The 19,222-nt window shown below is 70.7% G+C and carries 11 protein-coding genes; 1 reads left to right on the top strand and 10 read right to left on the bottom strand.

Going from position 1 to position 19,222, the window contains the following annotated elements; genetic code table 11:
* Window positions 1-11: 11 nt before the first annotated feature.
* From ACI2LP_RS25785 to ACI2LP_RS25740, 10 genes are all read right to left on the bottom strand, one after another.
* Entirely contained in the window at window positions 12-2,657 is a 2,646-nt protein-coding gene (locus ACI2LP_RS25785; protein ID WP_404726875.1) for a hypothetical protein, read from the bottom strand.
* Window positions 2,654-6,472 carry a tubulin-like doman-containing protein gene (locus ACI2LP_RS25780; protein WP_404726874.1) on the bottom strand — a complete coding sequence of 1,273 codons (3,819 nt, stop codon included), beginning with the start codon at window positions 6,470-6,472 and terminating at the stop codon, window positions 2,654-2,656. The genes ACI2LP_RS25785 and ACI2LP_RS25780 overlap by 4 nt, the downstream gene beginning before the upstream one ends.
* 12 nt (window positions 6,473-6,484) lie before the next feature.
* Window positions 6,485-8,686 (bottom strand): VWA domain-containing protein, encoded by a 2,202-nt coding sequence (locus tag ACI2LP_RS25775; protein ID WP_404726873.1) that lies wholly within the window; start codon window positions 8,684-8,686, stop codon window positions 6,485-6,487.
* A 223-nt stretch (window positions 8,687-8,909) separates the two neighbouring features.
* Window positions 8,910-9,401: a Pycsar system effector family protein gene (locus tag ACI2LP_RS25770; protein WP_404726872.1), complete on the bottom strand. Its 492-nt coding sequence runs from the start codon at window positions 9,399-9,401 to the stop codon at window positions 8,910-8,912.
* On the bottom strand, window positions 9,398-10,567 hold the full coding sequence (locus tag ACI2LP_RS25765) for a hypothetical protein (RefSeq protein ID WP_404726871.1): 1,170 nt from the start codon (window positions 10,565-10,567) through the stop codon (window positions 9,398-9,400). Before ACI2LP_RS25765 ends, ACI2LP_RS25770 begins: the two co-directional genes overlap by 4 nt.
* Window positions 10,564-13,431 (bottom strand): hypothetical protein, encoded by a 2,868-nt coding sequence (locus ACI2LP_RS25760; protein ID WP_404726870.1) that lies wholly within the window; start codon window positions 13,429-13,431, stop codon window positions 10,564-10,566. Before ACI2LP_RS25760 ends, ACI2LP_RS25765 begins: the two co-directional genes overlap by 4 nt.
* Window positions 13,428-14,327, bottom strand: a complete 900-nt coding sequence (locus ACI2LP_RS25755; RefSeq protein ID WP_404726869.1) for a hypothetical protein — start codon at window positions 14,325-14,327, stop codon at window positions 13,428-13,430. Before ACI2LP_RS25755 ends, ACI2LP_RS25760 begins: the two co-directional genes overlap by 4 nt.
* Window positions 14,328-14,665: 338 nt before the next feature.
* Window positions 14,666-15,418: a Crp/Fnr family transcriptional regulator gene (locus ACI2LP_RS25750; RefSeq protein WP_404726868.1), complete on the bottom strand. Its 753-nt coding sequence runs from the start codon at window positions 15,416-15,418 to the stop codon at window positions 14,666-14,668.
* Window positions 15,419-15,663: 245 nt separating this feature from the next.
* Window positions 15,664-17,535, bottom strand: coding sequence for a protein kinase (locus ACI2LP_RS25745; protein ID WP_404726867.1), 1,872 nt, complete (start codon window positions 17,533-17,535; stop codon window positions 15,664-15,666).
* Between the two features lie 248 nt (window positions 17,536-17,783).
* The gene (locus tag ACI2LP_RS25740; protein WP_404726866.1) at window positions 17,784-18,263 is read right to left on the bottom strand and encodes a MarR family winged helix-turn-helix transcriptional regulator; all 480 of its coding nucleotides are present in this window, start codon (window positions 18,261-18,263) and stop codon (window positions 17,784-17,786) included.
* A 95-nt stretch (window positions 18,264-18,358) separates the two neighbouring features.
* Between ACI2LP_RS25740 and ACI2LP_RS25735 the strand changes: the two genes are divergently transcribed.
* Complete coding sequence (locus ACI2LP_RS25735; RefSeq protein WP_404726865.1) at window positions 18,359-19,198, top strand: SDR family NAD(P)-dependent oxidoreductase; 840 nt, start codon at window positions 18,359-18,361, stop codon at window positions 19,196-19,198.
* Window positions 19,199-19,222 lie beyond the last annotated feature (24 nt).

Raw genomic sequence — 19,222 nt, 5'->3', positions numbered from 1 at the left:
TCCGTTCGTATTCACCATGCCCGTTCCCCGTCGTTTTCGGTTCGTTGTGCTGTTCCTTCTGTGATGCGCCGAACGGTCTCGACCGTGCCGTCCCGCAGCGGCGTGAGCCGCACCGTGCCGGCGAACCGGCCCCCGCTGGTCCAGACCGGGCCTCGGGCCGCGCCGCCCTCGGGCTCGCCGCGTGCAATAGCCGCTCGGACGGCGGCAGGTGCGAACGTGACTGTCTGCACGGCCGCCGGATCCTTGCTGAGCAGCGCGAACTGGTCCCGCGACCAGAGGGGCCGCGACGCCGCCGGGCGGAACTCGGCCCCCAGTGCCTCGCGGACCCGCTGGACACCGGCGCCGAGCAGCGCCATCGGTTCCGCCCTGCGCCGGTTGGGCCGGGTGAACCGGGGCACGGACACTACGCCGTCCCGTTCGAGATGGGTGCGGGCGGCGGCGATGCCCTGGCGGACCGCGGCCGCCATGCTGTCCGCGGTGCCCTCGCCCGGGCCGCTGTGCGCCGAACCAAGAAACCGGCGCAGTGCGTCGACCGTCGCGTCGGCCAGATCCGCGACGAGAGTGGGCAACAGCTCAGGACCGCCGTCACCGGCCTTCCGTTCGAGCCAGGACGGGGTGGCGCCGCTGTCCGCCGGTGGACCGGCGGGCAGCCGGGCGGGTAAGGGGGCACTGTCCGGTCCGGTGCCGGGATCGTCGCCCCAGTCCGCTGCCCAGGTCTGGTCGTGCCCGATCTCGTCCCGATCCGGCTGCCACGGTGTGATCTGCAGCGTTCCGGCCGGCTGCTGCTCGCTCCAGGCGTCCTCGGGCAGGGCGTCCCCGGGCCAGAACTCTTCTGCCGTGACTCCGGGTTCGGGGGCCTCGGAGGTCACGACCGACGCCCGTTCATCGACGGTGTGCGCAGGGACGGGATCGTACGAGAACGGGACGGTGTCCCGGAGTGCCGCGGGCTCGTGCTCTCTCACGCTGTCGGCCGCCGCACGAAGTGCCCCGGCGAGCGCCCGGGCGCCGTCGGCGCACCGGGTCCGTTCGCCTGCGGCCCACCACTGTTGCCGCAGGGCGTCGGTCAGCACGGTGTCGACCCGCCCGAGTTCGCGGCCCACGTCCCTGGTCCGGCTGTCCGCCCACCAGCTGTCCACCGACCTGCGCCAGTCATGCACGAGCAGCAGGACGGCACCGACGCACCCGAGCACCAGACCCGCGATCCAGGCCCAGTCGGGAAGGCTGAGGAAGCGGCACAGGGCCCATCCGGCCGCGCCGCCCACGAGCCCGGCGCCGAGTCGCCCCGCTGCCGCATGGACGACGGGCCCGCCGTCCGTCCGGCCGGGGTGGTTGTATGCGGCTGCCAGCGAACCTCCGGCCAGCAGCAGCAGCGGGATCAGCACCAGCAGTGTGCCCGGCCACGGCCGTAGCCCCGCAAGGAGGGCCATGACGGCAACCGGGGCCCAGCCGACTGGTCCCGGGCGCGCGAAGCGAAAGGGGTGGACCGTCGATACGCGCGGCGTGGCGGCTTCGAGTTCCGCCGCTCTTCCGTGGGCGGACACCGGCATCACACGCTCTGCCAGCGCGGAAAGCCGCGCGGACACCGAACGCAGCGGGAGCCCGGAAGCGAGCATGCCGAAGGCGAGCTCGTTGAGCGCCGCCTCCGCACCGTCGGCCGGGCCCGCCGCGGTGCCCGGCGGCTGCGCGCTCGGGGGCAGGACCCCGGCAGTTCTCAGCCGGAGCAACGCTTCCTCCGGCGGCAGCCCGGGAGCCCCGCCGACGCTCAGCGCGGTCCCGACCAGTCTGCGGTAGCCGTCCGCGGCCGAACTCGCCCTCAACACCGCCTGGACCAGCTCTTGGGCGGTCTTGCGCCCCGTCAGCAGGCCGAACGGGCGGCGCAGTGCGGCGCGGGCCGATGCTGCGGAGCGCAGGGCCTGCACGGCGTCCCGGTGCGCGGTGTCCGCCTGCCCACCAGGCACTCGCAGCCGCTCCGCCGTGACGGGCGGCCCGGTATCGACCAACTCGGCCAGATCCCTGGGCAGGTCGGCCACCGGTATGCCCGTATCTGCCGCTGAGGTGGCCTCTTCGGGCTCCCCGGCGAACCGGGCGAGGGCACTGCGCCAGGCCCTGTCCTTCGTCCCCGGCGGAATGTCGAACTCGACCACGCGGGCCGCGGGAGCCGCGATCCCCGAAGGGCAGCTCCGCAGCGCCCTCAGCACTCCGTCGAACACCTCGGCCGTACGCAGCAGGTCGACGAGGACGCGCGTGGCTGCCTCCGTACCGCCGGCGTTCGTGGCGGCACTGTCCCCACCGGCGAGCGGGTCCCCGGCCCACACAACTCCGGCGGTGGATGCGCGCAGTACCGAGGCGAGCCCGAGGCTGCGGCCGGCCGTGTCGGCGGCGGACAGGCTGTCGGTGAGTCGACCGATGGCCAGACAGATCAGCCGTACCGTGCCGACGCTCGGATAGCCGAGGATCTGTTCGTACGCGGCGGCGTGCGCGGTCAGGCCCTGAGGGGTGTCGAGGACGAGGAAGCGTGGGTGCTCGGGTTCCCGGCCGCCACCGCTGGTGGCGTGAGCGGCCACCAGCTGACGCAGCGACCCCGCGGTGAGCGGCAGATGCCGTTCCGTCCGAAGGTCGAGAACGACCGCAGTACCGAGGTCATTGTCCGCGGTCACTCGGGATCCTCCTCCCACGGGTCGCGGCGGACGGCAGAAGGTTCGCCGGCGGCCCGGTCGTTGTCGACGTCGTCCCAGTCGGCCTCTCCGTCGCCCCCGAATCCCCAGGGCGTCCCGGCCTCCTCACCGGGCCACGCATCTTCGAGGCTGTCGGGGCCGGGATACTCGGGGTAGTCGGCCGGCTGGCGGGGAGCGGTCGGGGGTGCCGTGGGGCGGGGCTGGGCGCCGAGTGACGCCCGGCCCGCCCGGGGCGCCCGGGGCGCGGCCGGTCCCGGCCCCGGCCAAGCCGGCTGGTCGTCTCCCCGGCCTCCGTACGGCTGCCCGTTCTGCGGCATCGCCCCCGCCGAGGAGGCGGCAGCCGGGCCGTGCTCCTGACCGACTACGGGCTCACCCGAACCGTGTGCCCGGGCCCTTTCGTACGAGCGCTCCGCCGCCAGCTCCTGGGGCCGATGCGAGCGGGGCGCCCCGCGGTCGTCGCGCGCCCAGTACTCCCCCCGGTCATGGACCGGCCGGGACGCCTCGTCCCGAGAGGGGGACGGTTCCCGGCGCCAGGTGCCGCTGCGGTCGTCCGGTGACGAGTAGCCGTATCCCCGGCCTCCGTGGGGCTTCGGCTCGTCGGGGGACGGTGCGGCAGGGTGGCCTGTGCCACCCCCGTCGGAGTACCCCCCGCCCTGGACCCACTCCTCGAGTTCCTCCAGGTTGGCAGGGCCCTGTCCCTCGCCACCGGGAAAGGGAAGTTCGAGGGCGGCGGGAAGGATCTCCGCCCAGAATTCCCTCATCGGACGCGCCCATTCGAGGACCCGGCTGCCATAGCGGCGCTCCTCCTCCTCGAGCATGGCCACCTGGCGTGGCGCCACCTCGTGCACGAGCTTCAGGTAGAGGTCCGACGGCTTGCTGCCGGCTGCGCCGAGGCCCTGCGGAAGCACGTCAGCCATGAGGACGCGGCAGTACTCCACGACGATGGACTGCTCCTCGTCGAGCAGTGCCCAGCGCTCGTAGGCGCGCAGCAGGCTCGACCAGCTGGACACACCTTCACGGTGGTCTTCGAGGCGGAGCGTCATGGACGGCTTGTCGGGGCCGAGTTCGTCGTGCAGCCGGAAGCGGACGCGCTCGGGGGAGGAGAAGTGGCCCTGGAAGTCGACCTGCCCGTTCCAGATGGCGCACAGCAGCCGCTGGAGAATGTGCGCGCGGTCCTGGGCCGTGCTGGCCAGCCACTCGTCCTGGTAGCCGAGGCGCTGCCGCCACCGCAGTTTGTCCTCCTCGTGACGATTCTCCTGCGCTTCGGCCCACACCCGCATGACCTGCCGCACACCGGGGATCTGGGAGAGGCTCATCTCGCTGCGCAGCAGCACGACCGTGATCGACTTCTCGTCACCGCCCTGGAAGACGATGTCGCGCCTGCCCTCCTTGGGCAGTCTGAGCGTCTTCTCCAAGTACTCCTTGATCGCGTTGGCGTTGCCCTGGCGGCTGGGGTAGGTGATGAGGATCTTGAGGGGACCGTTGCCCTCGGGGGTGAAGCTGAGGGGGAGCAGTCCTGCCAGCTTGTAGTCGAACTGCTGCACCGCCGTGCTGCCGACCTCGTCCTTCGCGGCCGGGTCGCCCGCCGCGGCGGCGAGCAGCGTCGCCATGCCGGGCAGCAAGGAGGCGGCGCGCCGCCTGCCGCGTGCGGTGAACAGCTCCCGCACATGGTGCTGGAACACGGCCTTGACCATGGCGACGGCGTCCCCGGGGGTGCGACGGCCGGTCTTGTAGGCGAGCTGGCGGTGCTCCGCGTCGACGATCTCGAGCAGGACGTCACCCTCGCTGCCGGTGGTGCCGAGCCCTTCGCTCTCGAGCAGCCGCTCGCGCAGTTCCTCGTAGAAGTCCCGCAGCTCTTTCTGGGGAGGCAACAGATAGGAGACTCCGGCGCGTTCGGTGTAGAGCTCCTTGACCCCACGCTTCCAGGTGCGCGGTTCCTCCTTGACGTGCTCCCGGAAGCACGCCATCAACTGCTGTACGTCCTCCAGAAGATCGTCCGCCCGGTGCCGCCAGAGCGTTTCCTGCGCGTTCCACGCCTCGTGCCAGACGGTCCGGGTGCGCCACTTGTACCAGCGGTCCTGTTCCGCCACGGCCGCGGCCACATCCTCGTCGGTCCAGTGCAGCCGGGTCACCGCGGTCAGCTTGCGCTTGATGCGCGGTACCGAGGGCGGACGGACGTCCAGCCCGACGGGCCGCGGCGGCTCATGACGCCGGTTTTCCAGCATCCGGTGGAACCCGAGTGCGGCCACCTGGTTCTGATGACCCGGCACACCTTTGACGACGGCTTCCAGGGTGAACAGATCGACGGCCCGCAGCATCTTGTCGACGGCGGTCGTGGGATCGAAATCCTTGGCGAGTGCGCGTGCTCTGCGGTCGGCCCGCAGTTTGAGGTCGCCCAGCAGCCGCTGCATGTTGTCGATGCGTTCCCGCAGCGCCTTCTCGATCTCGGTACTGCCCTTGGGGAGCGGGTCGGGCTCGGGCACCGGCAGCGGGTCGCGGCGCCACAGCTCCGCCAGGCCCGACGCGGTGAACATCTCCTTCACCAGGGGCGCCAGGTCCTGGCCCGAGCGTGCCTCGTCCTTGTCGAGGTCACGTACGGCCAGCGCGAGCATGCGGGCGGCGACCAGCTCGGTGAGTTCGTCCAGCGGCGCGGTCATCGACGCCACCAGGCTGGACGAGATGCCCCGCTTGCCAATGCCGATGGGCGACTTGGTGTTGCGCCGGATGCCGCCGTTGACAAAGTTCGACGCGAAGCTCTGGTCCTCCTCGGGCGCTGAGCCGGATCCGGGCTTCCCGGCCGCACCAGGATCGGTGCCGATCAGGGACACGACGAGCGAGACGATGGAGCGGTGCAGATCGTCCGACCCGATGCCGGTGGTGGGGCTGAAGAGGAACGCGGTGGGTACGGTGCCGGACCGTAGCCGTACCGGTGCCATCTGCGGGTAGCTCAGGCGCAGTGTCTCGCGCCGCTCCGTGTCCCCGAGGTCGGACTGGGCGTTGCGGCCGTTCTGTTCGTCGATCAGCCGTGACAGGTCCACCACAGCGCGCGCCGCGTTCAGGTCGGCCTCGCGACCCCCGCCCTGTCCCGGTGAGAACGCCGACGGCATCACCACCAGCGGGTAGATGGTGGCGCTCATGTTCTTCTCCCTGAAGACCTGCCCGATCAGGTGCAGGTAGTCGAGGAAGATGCCGCCGCCGGTGCCGCCCGCCACAGAGAACGCCACGAACACGGCGCAGCCGTCGGCCTGAGGGTGCCCGTTGCCCAGTTCTCTCATCTCGGCGTTCGACAGACCGATCGCGTCGACGGCGCGCCGCAGAGGTTCGAGGACCGGTGCCGGGCCATTGCCCAGGGTCGCGAACAAGGCGGCCCTGCCGACGGTGGGCAGCTGACCCGCACCCGTCTTCAGGGGTGTCACGGTCGGCTCGCCCTGGCTCGGCGGCAGCCAGTCCGACACTGCGGAGCGCAGACCGGCCCGCAGCATCTGGGTGACCTCGGCGCAGCTGTCGAAACCGGCCGGCAGCAGGTCGTGCGTGGCGCGGGAGGTGCGCGCGTATGCGGGCTGGAGGGCGGGGTCGACGCTCAGATGCGGCAGCTTGGCGAGTTCCGCCTCGCTGTAGTCCGCGTACACGAATTGCAGGCAGTCGGGGAGCTGGTAGGGCTGTCTGCGGCCGGTTCCGGTCAGCAGGGTCCCGTCAGGTCCGCACAACTCGGCGCGCAGTCGGCGCTCGAGCTCCGTGCCTATCTGACCGCCCGTGCCGCCAAGGCCGACGAACAGCATGCGCTGGAAGATCTTCATCGGTTCATCCCCTCAGAGGTCGTCGCTGCCGGGGGCCGCCGACGCGTGCGAATAGTCGGGGCCGTCGTCTCCGTCCGGCCCGGAGGTGCCGGTCAGCCCCGTGTCGTGGTCGCTCTCGGGCGGTGCAGAGCCCCGGTCGACCCGTAGCCGTACGTCCTGGACGAGCGGCACGGAAACGCCCGGTGTCAACTGCTGTTCGCCATCGGAGGTCCGCAGCACCGCCCTGCCGTTCTTGTCCCGCTGGAGGGTGTAGGGCCCCGACGAACGCGCCTCGATCCGGGGATCGGCTGAGGCGGGATCAACGACGTCGAAGGTGTACGCACCCTTGACGCGACGTCCGAGCACGACCGTGCTCGTCGCGCGTTCCTCCGTCCCTTCGGGGACGAGCAGGACAACGGTGAGTCCACCGACCGAGGTGACCTCCTTGACCGCGCGGTGCCGCCGGACGAGGTACGCGACGAGGCACGCCAGCAGGACCGCGGCGGTCACGATCAGCCACTTCCACCGCTGCCACAGCCTGGCGGGCCAGCTCGGGGGCGGAACGATGTCCAGGGTGACGAGGCGTGCGTCCAGAGGCTGTTCGCGGTGCGCCTCGTCGTACACGGTGAACCTGCCGGTGACGCGGTGGGTGCGCTCCCCGGCCGGGATGGCGATCGTGCCGTGGACCGTCGTCGACTCTCCCGCGGGGAGCGGCACACTGGTCGGGCTGATCCGCACATCGCCCCGCGTGACACCCAGCATCTCGAGTGTCAAACTGCGTGCGCTGCCGGAGCTGTTGGTCGCCTTCAGGGTGAAACCGAGCCTGTCGCCCGGATGGACGGTGGCATCGTGAACGCTGAGGTTGGCGACAACATCAGGGTTGGGACGGGCGATGGCGCTGTCGAACGGACGGTGGTCGGCCGTCAGGCCGACGGCGCCGAGAACACCCTCCGCCTTGAGATGGCCCGTCGCCTTCAGCGGGATCACGAGGCTGCCGGTGAAGCGGCCGTCGCCGGCCTTGGTGTCGGGTGCCTTTCCGTCGTCCGCCAGATTGACGGGCTGCGGGGAGAATCCGGTGCCGGTCAGCTGCGCCGAGACCTTCAGCCTCGCCAGGTCCCGGGGATCGCTCACCGCGTCGCCCGCCCTGGTCTGCAGCCGCAGATCGACCGTGACCTGCTCCCCGGGGCGCGGCGACGCCGGGGTCATCACGATGGACGAGCCGACCTGGCCGCGCCACTGCACCCCCACGGTGGCGAGCTGGTCGCGGTGGTTCTCCGGCGCCCGCAGGCGTACGGTCCAGTTGCCCGGCCGCGGAGCGGTGATCTGCAGGGACTCCACCTCCTGGTCCGCACCGGTGAGCTGGAAGGTGGAACCGTCCAGCGTGTCCCCGGTGTTGGCCTTCACCTGCTGGCCCCGGGGGTCGATGTACGTGGCGGTGACCTTCGAGTCCCCTTTGGAGACCACGATCGTCGCGAAGGTGGCCAGCGGCGACAGGCGCAGATGGATGTCAGTGGGCGGCTTGCCCGTCCTGGGGTCCTCGGGCACGAGACAGCGCGCCGCGGCGAACGCGTTCTGGAAGGCGTCCCCGACGGCCTTGGCATCGGGAACCAGCTTGCTCGTCGGATGCGCGTCGGGACGGTTGGTGCAGGTGCCCTGGTAACCGCCGGCCGCCATCTGCTTGAGGGCCGACGCCTCCGCCTTGCCGAAGCCGAGCGGCCAGATCTGCACCTCGGCGGCGGCCGCCTCGGCCAGGGCCTCTTTGAGCTGGGTCCTGCCGTTGCTCTCCCGCTCGCCAGGTTTCCCGTACGAAGGGCTGCTGGAGACGTCGAGCACACCGTCGGTGAGCAGGAACAGCACACGCGGCCCACCTGTCGGGTGATCCGTCATACGGGTCACGGCCTGCCGGATGGCCGCGGGGAAGTCGGTACCCGTCCCCTGTCCCTCTCCCCGCCGGTCGATCCGCCCCACGCAGTCGCCGAGCTTCTCGCGTTGGGCGGCACTGAGCACGGCCGTCGGACAGACCTCGTCCACCGGGCTCTGCCGGTCGTCGTCGGCGCTGGCGAAACCCAGCACCGTGAGCCGGGACTTCGCGGAGATCTCACTCACGGCGATGCGTTCGGCGGCGTCACGCTCGCGATCCACGTCCGTCGCGGAAAGGCTGCTCGACTCGTCCACGGCGATCGCCAGGTCGATCGGCGTGAACTCGCTGTCGGCGGCCGCGGCGTGAGCGCCCACAGCCGTCCCCGTGTGCGGCCCTGTTGCTGTGAGCAGCACCGCGGCCAGCGCGGCCCCCGCGCAGGCGGCCGTTCTCACCGTACGTCGCAGCCGGTGCCGCGCAGCGCGCGATGCGCGCCCGCTCGGCCCGGCAGATGGACAACTCCCCATGCTCCCCCACTCCATTTCCACTCTTCACCTGCATCGCTCGGCCCGCTGTCGGGCCCAGCGGTACGCCCCGTGCTCAACCGAGCAGCAACCCCGCGATCCCACAGGCCAGCCCCGAGATCAGTCCGCCCACCGCCCAGCGGATGCAGCGGTACTTCGAGGCGAGAATGTGGCTCATGTCGATGGCCTGGGTGATCAGCCAGCCCGTGGAGTCCTCACTCGCACGGGCCAGTTCCGCCGCCACCCCAGCGGTCCCGACGTCGTTGTGCAGCCTCACCACATCGGCGTAGAACGTGATGCCGGGCTCTGTCCGCGCGGTACGGCTTCGCGGCAGCACCGCCCGCACGAGCGAGGTCGCTCCGAACGACCAGGCGATCCCGGACAGGATCAGCAGGGTGAGGCCGACGGTGGACCGCTGGTGCGGCAGCCGGTCGCTGCCGACGAGGAAGGCCGGCACGGCCAGAACCACCGTGAGCAGTACCGATGCCTTGATATCGGCACGGCCGCTGTCCTCCCGGATCACGGCCAGCAGCCGACCCGCCACGGACTCCGTGGCGAGGACGGTCATGCCGACTCCTCGTCGTCCTCGTCGGACCACGCCTCGGCGGTGGCTGCCCAGTGCTCGTCGTCGCTCCTGCTGACACGCGGCGCGTGTCCTGTGCGCGTCTCGGGGTCTTCATAAGCCGTGTTCCGCTCGTACGGCGCGCTGTCGTCGTCGTACGACGCGTGCTGTCCGTAGGCCGCCGTGGTCCGATCCGTATCGCTGTCCCGGTCCGGGCGGTCGTCCTGGTCGGCCGGCCAGGGACCACGCTGGGCGGGCGGTAGTTCGGGACGTGGCGGTGCGGCGGGCGCCGCGGGTGCGGCCGCCCATTCGGGGGACCGTGGAGGCGGCGCCCAGGACCTGGCTTCCGGCATCACCTGCGCCCGCAGATACGCCTCGAGTTCCGGGCTGGCGATGCGACCGTCCTGCATCATCCGCAGGGCCATCGTCTGGTTCTCCCTGCGGCCCTCCGCGGCCTCCTCGCGCAGCACCTTCAGTGCTTCGTGGATCTGGTGGGGATCGGTGGACGACAGCCAGAGGGCGATCTGCTTCTGCGCGTCGCCCGCGACACCGTCGAACAGGGGCATGCGGCCGCGGATCTTCGCCAACTGGCTCTCTTCCTCGCGACGGGACTGCACCGCCTTGATGTGGGCCCTGTCGGTGCCCACCTCGACGAACATCTGCACCGCCAGGCCCACGTCGCGGCCGAGCCTGGACCACTCGCCGTTCTCGATCTGGGTGCGGATCGCCTGGTTGGCCCACTGGGCCTGGTCCACGGAGTAGCGCTCCGACACCTGCCGCAGCAGGGTCACGATCTCCGGACGGAGGTCCTCCTCGACGCTGCGCAGCCGTTTCTCGGCGACCAGACGGAAGTCCGTCACTTCCCACCGCAGGGACACCGTCGTCTTGAAGAAGGTGGCGGCGCCGGCCGCGGGCAGCATCACCTCGAACGCGGTGACATGGCGTCCCCTGACGATCTCGCACAACGTCGAGATCTTCGCCCACCTGCGGTGCGGCTCGATCTCACGGGCGCCTTCCGTGGTGATGACGGTGCACCCGCCGCCCACATAGAAGACCACGGAGGCCGTCTGCACGCCCTCGTGGCGAAACCGCCCGGTGACGCGCCGCTCCGACAGGAACGGACCCGCGATCTCGTCCGGGATGCCGAGCTCGTCGTCGATGTCGCCGGTCACTGTTCCCCTTCCCGCCGGCTGCGCAGGCCGGCCCCCACCTGATCCAGCACATGGCCCCCGAACACGGCCGTGGCCGGTTCCGAGGGGTCTTCGGCCATCGTTCGCAGCAGCCACTCGAGGCGCTGCCAGTCGCGTTCTCCTCTGATCAGCCCCGGCAGGAACCACAGCAGTGCCGACAGGATCTGTCCGGGTGCGTCTGGTCCGGCCCGTTCGAGCTCCTCAGGTCCGGCGTCGGCGCTCGCCTGGAAGGCGTAGGTACGCGTACCGCCGGAGGAGACACGTGCGTCCTCCTCGGCCGCCCTGAGCCAGCCGCGCAGCGCTTTCTGCGCGGCCTCGCCCGAGAGGTGACTGTCGAGCGTCCACCACAGGAGAGCGGCCAGCGAACCGGCGGCCTCGGGGACGGCGGTGACGAGCGCGAGCCCGAGTGGCCACTGCGACCGTCGCTCCAGCTCCGCGTCCGTGACAGCGGGATCCGCGCCGTGCGGCGCGTTTCCACGTGACCGGCCGGCGCCGGGTGTGCCGTCGTCTTGCACGGAGTCGGGATCCGCGCCGTCCGTGCCTTCCCGCTCCCAGAGGTCCGCGGTATGGGCAAGGAACAGACGTACCCCGGCCAGCAGGGCCAGATCCCGGTGGTCGACGGTCCCCCCGTTCACCCAGACCATCAGGGCGGCGAGCACTTCGGCGGCCCGGCTTCCCGCCGCGAGCCTGGCCAAGGAGTATGAGCAGACTTGGAGTTGCTCGCCCTCGTCGCGTGTGCCGAGTGCACCGAGCAGGTCGACCGCGGAGGCGGTGTCGTCCGTCATCCGTCCGTACCCGATCGCCAGCGCCGCCGTCCAGCGCAGGCCGTGCGAGTCTGCGTCCGCCCACTCGTCGACGACGGACCTGACGGCCGAGCGGAACGGCTCGCGGCGCCCTGCCTGGTCGAGTGCCGATGCGGTGAAGTACCTGCGACGCAGCGAGGGCGCGGAACCAAGCGGCCTGATCAGCTCGACGAAGCCGTACCCCATGTCCACGGTGCACAGCTCACCCGCGGCGACCGCGGCCCGCATCCACACCTGAGGACGGGGGTCCTCCGCCAGCGTGCGCAACCACCGCACCACCGGTGCGCGGGCAGCGTGGTGATTGCGCCACACCTCGGCGAGTACGGCACCGGCGAGTGCGCGCCCGCGATAGGCGACCGTACGTACGGGCACCGGCACGCCGCCGAGACTCTCGTCGTCGCCCTGGCCGATTTCGGCCCGGCACGAGGCGAGCAGACCCGGGAGGTTCTCCGCGAGGACCGGCCTGCCGTGAGCCCTGTCGGGGTCACGCGCCACCAGCAACTCCCAGGCGAGCTGGTCGGCGGCGTCGGCGACCGCGCTGAAGGCCTCACCGTCCAGGACCGCCAGGGCGATGCGGAACGCGGCCTCGCGAAGCGGGCCCTGGGCGTCGCCCGCCGCGGTGTCCGCGGTCGACGGCGCGATGCCGCACAACAGGCTGCTCGTGCCGGTGAACCACTCGTGCGCCTGACGGTCCGCCACCCGCGCGCAGCCGTCGAGCAACTGCCGGCGGTTGATCCGGCCTGCGACGTGCCGACAGAGCAGGTCGGCGACGAATTCGGTCTCTGCCGGGGTGAGGGAGTCGACGCCGACGCCCAAAGCCTTCTGGAACAGCGGATGCCCGAGGATCAACTCGGCGCGGGTCAGCGCGCTCGCGCCGTCGTCCTGGTCGGAAAGCCGGTACGTCAACTGTGCGGAGAGCAGCTCGCGGGCAGGGGCGGGCGGGCAGTTCCTGCCGTATCGACCAGTGAGGAGTGACCCGCCGGGGGACGCCGACGAGACGACGAACACGGCGTACACGTCGCGCTTCTGCGACGCGGCGGCAAGCGCGTCGAGGTGGAGCTCCTCGGGAACCGCCCAGCCGCCGGGCGCCTCCGGAAGGCGCAGCAGAAAGCCGCCCCCGCGCGGCATGCCGTCCACCACGCTCTGCGGGTCGTTCACGATGCGGGTCAGCGCCGAGGGATCGAGACGGCTGACCTTGTCCTGCTGCTCCTCCTGGCCGCCGCCGGCCGCCGTCCGGGCCTGTCGGCCGGTCAGTTCGTCGAGGAGGCAGAGGCCGGTGGTCGTCCGTCCACTGCCTTCCGGGCCACCGAGCACCAGTACCCTGCGGTGACGCAGCGCGTCCCGGAGCGCCTGGTACTCCTGCGGCGGGCGGTAGACCCGGCGCAGCCTCGCCATTTCGTCCGCGGGAATCGCGCCGAACACGGGAGAGCCGGTCTCGTGCGCGCCGATGTACACATCGCCGAAGTGGGCCTGGGCGATGTCGCTGCGGTCGACGACGCTGTTGTAACCGCGGACGTCGAAGCGAGTCCGCGCCTCTTCACGGGCGCGGTTCTTCGCGCGTTCGCCGCCGGCCACGTCGTCGCCGAGCGGGCCGTGCATCGCCTCGCGGAACCGTTCGCTCTGGCGCTCCCGCTCATCCCGTTCTTCGCGCTCGCGGCTCTGGTCGTCGGTGTCCCGGTCGCGGCTGTCACGGTCCGCGTCGGTGCCCTCGTGGTCCTGCTCGCGGGCGTCCTCGCCGTCGCGATCCCGGTGGCCCCGGTCCGCTTCGCCGTGATGGTCGCCTCTGCTCCCGTACGGGGCGCCGTCACGGTCGCGGTTGCCGTCGCGCCCACGATCCCGGTCGCCGTCCCGTTCCCCGTCACGGTCGCGAACGCCGCGGCGGTCCCTGCCTTGAGCGCCGATCGGTCCGTCGCCCGCGTTCCAGCCTTCGTCACGCCCCCGGTCGCCGCCCGAGCCGCGCCGGGCGGCCTGCTTCTGCGCCTCCGGCCTGGGGGCGATGCCTACGTCCTGACCGTGCCCCCCGGCCCCACCGTCACCGCTCACAGGGACCGCCGCTCGTCGTCGCGGCGCGGACCGCGCCCGCCGAACGTGACGGGCTGCTGGAAGACGGCCCGGTCCACGACGGCTACCTCTCCGCCGTGGGAGTCGATGTCGAACCGGGCCCCTTCGCGTCCGCTCCGCTCGTCCGGCTGCGTGTCGTCTGTCTTCGGCCTCTCGGCAGGCGGCCTCTCAACAGACGGCCTGTCGGCAGACGTTGGGCCGGTAGGGGAGGGGCGCGGTGCTTCGTCGTCCTCCGCCCCTGCTTCCTGGTCCCTGCCCGCGGGGCCGTCCTGGGGCGCCCGGAAGCCCTCGTCCTCCGGTAGCGGCGGCCTCTCCTGGCCGGGGACGTGGAACCAGGCGGTGGCCGGTCCTTCCTTGAGCTCCAGTGGGGCGGGCCGGTAGGTGTGCGGCTCGATGAAGCGGCCGCCGTGCCTGACCACCGCCTGATACAGCGCGTCCGACACCACGGCCACCAGATCGCGGGCCGAAGCGGCGAGCACCTGCTTCGTCACCTCGGCGTCGGCCAGCCTGCACACCAGGTCCATGGCTTCACCCGCCAAGCCGTTGGCGTCCTGTTCGACCGGCCCCACGTGCATGCCGACCCGCAGCCCGAGCGGTCTTCCGAGATCTTCGTTTCCGGCCCTCAGCCTTTGGTGCAGTTCGGCCAGCCAGGGGCCGATCAACTGCGCGGGTGGGATCCGGGCGTCGATCGCGGCGATGAACCCGTCACCACGATCCTCCCGGTACACCATCGCCGGGCCGACCCCCACCGCAGCGAACGATGCATTCGCCAGGCCGTAGACGCGCTGACGCATCCGCAGCTTCGCACCGTCCAGATAGCCCCCGGACCCTCGGGCGTCCACGCTCATCAGGAACTTGTAGACAGCACCGTCCGTCATGCAGACCTCCCCCGTATCTCCGTCCGATGCACGCCAGCATCGCGTCCCTCACAGGGGGTGCATGTGGTCGTTTACACATTCGGTGGAGGCAGTTGCATCGATCCGGGAAACGCTCACGCCCTCTAGGTCCTACTGCACGACTCGGTTCACCACTGCACGCCCCCTCGTAGGGGTTGACGATGGGCAGCTCTGCTCGTCACAGCGGTGTTCAAGACTTCAAGAAGGGCGCGGCAGTGGGCCGGAAGGACATATGAGATTGCCGGAGGCATGCCCAGGACAGCTCGGAACCGTCACCGGAGAACCGCGCCGGACCAGGAAGCGGAACCGGCGGGAGGCCGTCAGGACGTACGGCTCTGAAGGTCTACGCTGCCGCCGGCGGCGAGCAGTTCGAGCACCTTTCGATCGGCGAGCTCGATCCTGCGCGTTCTGGTACGAACAACGTCGGCCTCGCGCAGCAGGCGCAGCGCCTTCGCGACCGCCTCCCGCGTCGCGCCGAGCGCGTCCGCGAGATCGTGCTGCGCCAGGTCGACCAGAACGGCTCCCGTGTCGTGCTCGCCCGTCATCCTCGAGGCCGCTGCCGCGCCCAGCCCCTGCGGAACGGCCCTTTCCAGTTCGGCCAGTTCGAGCAGGCGGTCGGCGAGACGCTGGAGAACGGTGAGCGACGACAGGGAGCGGCGTTCGGCATCCGCATTCCTCAGCCGGGCCGCGAGCTGCGCCATGACCAGCCCGTTCGCTTGCGGATTGCGCATGACGAACCTGCGGAAGCGGTCCTCGGAGACGGTCAGGGCGCGCAGGGGCCCGAGCGCGCCGATGGTGGCGCTGCGGGTCGAGCCGTCGAGCATGGCCATCTCCCCGACGAGCTCACCGGGCCCACGCAGGGCGAGGATCAGCCGGGAGGAGGCACGCTCGGTGGCGGTCGAGACGATTGCCCAGCCTTCGAGGAGGACATACACGGCCGTGCCGTACTCGTTCTCCCGCAGCACGATCTCCTGTGCGCGATACCGCCGTTCCACGCCGAGGGCAGTGAGTTCCTCGCGCGCCTGTTCCGACAGCACGTGGAAGTACGGCTGCTTGCGCTCCACCAGACTCATCCTCGGCCCCCGACTCCCGCGCACATCCGCCGACCGCGCGTACGCGCCTTTCGCCGTGTCCGCCCGTGTACCGCCGCACACCGTCCCGCCCGAGCGTAACGGCACCACGTGCGCCGGTCAGCCGGTTCGGAAGCGGGCCTTCCGACGGGGGCTGCCGTACCGGCGAGAGCGAGTCCCCCGAGGGCCTGGCCCCGCAGGTCTGCATCGGGCGAGCCCCGACGAACCGGAGTTGTCCGCGACGCGGTTCAGGACTTGCCCGATGAGATCCAGACCTTGACGGTGCTGCCCGGATCGATGCGGGTACCGCCCTGCGGTTCCTGTTCGACGACTTCTCCCGCCGGCCACAGCTCGTCCGGGACGCTGTGCTCTTCCAGCTTCACATGCGCGATCTTCGCGCAAGCGCGTGCGTCGGCGATGGTCATGTGCTCGAGGGACGGCGGGTAGGGCTCGTCGCTGGTTGCGTACGTATCGCAGTTGGCCAGCTTTCCCGTGGCGCGGGGATCTCCGCCGCTCGAGATCCAGATCTTGACCGTGCTGCCCGCCGGTATCTGTTCCCATCCGGGTTCCTGCTTCGCGACCTGTCCGGCAGGCGTGCGCTTGTCCTGGATGGTCCCGGCTTCCTTCAGCTTCAGATGGGCGATGTCCGCGCAGACGCGTGCCTTGGCCGCGCTCCTGCCGGTGAACGTCGGGTTGGAGATCTTGCCGTGGGTCTCCTCCACCTCGCAGTCGGCGAGGTCGCCCTTGGCCCGGGGATCACCGCCCGTCGATACCCAGACGGTGACCGTGCTGCCGGACTCGACCGACCCGGTGCTCGGCTCCTGCTTCACCACGGTGTCCTTGTCGTACTTCTTTCCCGTGGTGGTCTTCTGCTCAAGCTTCAGCCCGGCGATCTCGGCACACGTCTTCGCCTCCGCCGGTGACATACCGGTGAAGCTGGGGGGTGTGAACTCGCTGTCCCAGGAAGTGATCGGGTCGCAGAGAATGAACGCTCCGGTGGCCCGGGGATCCGGGGTGTAAGACGTACTCGAAACCAGGTACTGCACGCCGTACACGGCCGCGAGCGCCATAGCCACCACCACGCCTACGATCGCCCAGATGTGGGACGCCCGAAGGCCGTTCGTCCACGGTGACAGGCGGACAACGGCCGGACCGTGCCGGCCGAAGGTCACAGAGATGGTGTCGGCCGTGAGCGTGGGGGACACCTGCGGGGGCAACTGCCGAGTGGGTGTCTCACCGGCCGCGATCTTGCGTATGTCGTCCGCCATGGCCTGGGCGCTCGGGTACCGCTGCTCGGGGTCCTTGCTCAGGGCGCGGGCCACGACCGCGTCCACGGCCGGGGGCAGTGACTCGTTGATCGAGGACGGGATCGGCGCGGGCTGCTGCACATGCTGGTAGAGCACGCTCATCGTGGACTCGCCGTCGAACGGCAGCGTGCCGGTGGCCAGTTCGAAGAGCATGCAGCCGACCGAGTAGAGGTCCGACCGGGCGTCGGCGGGCTTTCCCAGCGCCTGCTCGGGCGAGAGGTACTGCGGTGTGCCCAGTACCGTGCCCGTCCGGGTCATCGAGGTGGCGTCGGACTGCAGCGCGCGGGCAATGCCGAAGTCCATCACTTTGACGGTGCCGTCGTCGGTCACCATCACGTTGGCGGGCTTGATGTCCCGGTGAATCAGCCCGCGTTGGTGGCTGCAGGCCAGCGCGTCCAGGACGGCAGCGGTCATTGCCAGTGCCGTGCTCAGCGGGATCGCACCGTCCGCGGCCGCACTGTCCCGGATCAGGTCGCGCAGCGAGCGGCCCGACACGTACTCCATGACGATGTACTGCACGACGCCGGCTTCACCCGCGTCCTCGCCACTGTCGTGGACCGCCACGATATTGGCGTGACTGAGACCGGCGACCGCCTGGGCCTCGCGGCGGAACCGCTCGCGGAAGGACGGATCACGGGCCAGTTCGGAATGCAGGGTCTTCACCGCGACGGTGCGGCCCAGCACCGAGTCATGGGCGCGGTGCACGGATGCCATGCCGCCCTCGCCGAGCGGAGCCTTCAGGACATAGCGTCCCTGTCCCACCGCACGGATCGGTACTCCCGCGTACGCCTGCCCGCCGTCCCCGACGTCCATCGCCCTTGTCCCTCCCCCAGCCGCGCCCCCCGGCGCAGCGACACCGCACCGTCAAGGACCGGCCATCAGCAGGCGAGTCCGTGACTGATGGTCATCGACGATCCGCACACGCGTCCGTGTGTCGGAGGAGTGATCATACTGACCTGCCGTTGGTCGGGCGAGTTCGGTCTGCCAGTCAACGGCGCCCGGCGGAAAGATGATTCAGCGATCTGGTACACGGTCTGGCCGGGCCGGCCCCGGCTGCTCCGTCAGCCGTCCTTGGCGGCCCTCTCCTCCTTGTTGGCCTTGAGCTTGTGCCACACCTTGCTGAGCGCTTCGAGATCCTCCGCATCGAGCAGATCGGTGAAGACCGGCGCCAGACAGGCGCGGCGCGTGGCGTCGGCCTCCTCGAACAGCCGGTGGCCCGCCGGCGTGAGTGCCACCTCGACGGAGCGCGCATCGCGTGGGGACGGGGTGCGGGTGACCAGTCCGCGGCTCTGGAGGGCGTCGACGACACGGGACACCTGGCTGCGGCTGAGCATGGTGCTGTTGCCGAGCACGGAGGCGGGGACCGGATCGGGGCTGGAGGCGAGCCAGAGCATGACCTCGAACCAGGAGACGGGCAGATCGTGGGCCTTGCTCAGGGCGCGGTCCACGCGTTCTGTGAGGACGGTTCCGGCCCACACCAGCCCGTAGAAGGCGTGGTCGGCCACCGGCATCTCGGCCTGGGTGAGCTTCCTTTTTGCCATGGACCCGATCCTACCTATTGCGTGTGCACGCACAGAATGGTTATGGTGTGTGTACACGCACTGAAAATCTCGGTGTGATCGACGAAGGGCGGATCATGTCTTCCAAGGTTGTTCTGATCACCGGCACCTCCTCGGGCATCGGCCTGGCCGCCGCCGTCGGCGCGGCGAAGGCCGGCTGGCGGACCGTGGCGACCCTGCGCGACACCAGCCGCGCCGACGCGCTGCGCAAGGCGGCCGCGGACGCGGGGGTCGAGCTCGACATCCGGCAGCTCGACGTCACCGACCCGGCTTCAATCGCCGCCGCGATCGACGGTGTGATCAGTGACCACGGCCGTCTCGACGCCGTGATCAACAACGCGGGCGCCGGACACCTCGGCACGCTCGAGAACGAGACTGTGGCCGATGTGCGCCAGGTCATGGAGGTCAACTTCTTCGGGGTGCTTCATGTCTCCAAGGCCGCGCTGCCCCATCTGCGCGCCTCCGGTGGCCGGCTGATCACCGTCACCAGTGTCGGTGGTGTCGTCGGGCAGCCGTTCAACGAGGCCTACTGCGCCGCGAAGTTCGCCGTCGAGGGCTATATGGAGAGCCTGGCGCCGGTGGCGGCCAAGGTGGGTGTGACCGTCTCCGTCGTCGAACCCGGCGCCGTGGCCACCGAGTTCGTCAGCAATATAGGTGTCGACCTGGAGGCCGAGGTCGCGGCCGCAGGACCGTACGCGGATGCGCTGCAGGCCTACCTGGACCGCACCGTCTCGCAGTTCCTCAGCGGCGCGCAGACCCCGGCCGAGGCCGCCGAGTCCGTACTGGAGGCGCTTACGGCGGACCGGCCCGCGTTCCGTATCCAGACGTCCGACTGGGCCCGCGGCTTCACCGGCACCAAGCTGAGCGACCTGGACGGATCGGCGGTGCTCGGCCTCACCAGCGGCTGGGTCGGCTGACGTTCCCCGGCGGGGCGCCGCCCT

Source organism: Streptomyces sp. NPDC019890 (assembly GCF_044903445.1).
GTDB lineage: Bacteria > Actinomycetota > Actinomycetes > Streptomycetales > Streptomycetaceae > Streptomyces.
This window is presented reverse-complemented; position numbering and strand designations above follow the sequence as displayed.